The 958-nt window shown below is 71.8% G+C and carries 1 pseudogene; it reads left to right on the top strand.

Annotated features, from left to right (window positions below):
• Positions 1-231: 231 nt before the first annotated feature.
• Positions 232-958 (top strand): annotated as a pseudogene (locus HMPREF0731_RS21905) (hypothetical protein); the annotation flags it as partial.

Raw genomic sequence — 958 nt, 5'->3', positions numbered from 1 at the left:
GCCTTCTGCCTCGGCACCGTGCCGGCGCTGGTCGGCGTCGCCCTGCTCGGCCGCTTCTTCGGCCGCCGCGCCGGGCCGCAGCTGCGCCTCGCCGGCGCCGCCCTCTTCGCGCTGAACGCCGTCATGCTCGGCGCGCTCGCCTGGCGGCTGCTCGCCCCCACCGCTTAGACCTTCCTTCACCGCCCCGCCGCACCCTGACCGCCCAGCAGAGGCGGAAGGGAGAGGCCAGGCGTGTCGCTGACGGTGACGGGGACCATCCCCTCCTCCATCATCGAGAACAACCGGCCCGGCGACTGGGAGGCCGTGCTCAGCCTGAGCGCCGCCGGCACCATCCAGGATGTGCGGCTGACCGGCACCTCGGGCGCCATGTTCGACGCCAGCTGGAACGCCGCCACCGGCACGCTGCGCATCGTCCCCGCCATGCGTTTCGACTTCGAGGCCTATCACGGCAGCACGGTCACGCTGAGCTTCGGCCTGCAGGCGCGGGTCAATGGCAGCTGGGTCGATAGCGGGCGCAGCTTCTCCGTCGCGCTGCTCAATGTCGACGACACGCCGCCGCACAACCTGGGCTTCGCCACCGGCGGTTTCGTGCTGGAGAGCGACCTCGGCGGCGTCATCGGCACGCTGCAGGCCTTCGACCGCGACACCCCAAGGGCGGCGCTGACCTACCGCGTGCTCTGGCCGGACGAAGCCTATTTCGAGATCGTCAATGGCAACGTGCTGAAGCTGCGCGACGGCGTCGACCTGCTGCGCGAGGGCGGCACGGTGCGGCCGGTGATGATCGAGGTTTCCGACGGCCGGCAGGAGGCCAATTTCCAGATCGACGTGCAGGTGCTGAACACCACCGATCTCGACACCATCCCCGCCCCGCCGGCGATCCTGCCTCCCGGCCCGGACACCGTTACCACCCTGCCGCCCAGCCCGCCGCCGCCCAGCCCGCCGCCGCCCAGCCCGCCGC

This window comes from Pseudoroseomonas cervicalis ATCC 49957, assembly GCF_000164635.1.
GTDB classification, from domain to species: Bacteria; Pseudomonadota; Alphaproteobacteria; order Acetobacterales; family Acetobacteraceae; genus Pseudoroseomonas; species Pseudoroseomonas cervicalis.
Note: the sequence above shows the minus strand (reverse complement) of the source record. Positions and strands in the feature narration are given on the sequence as shown.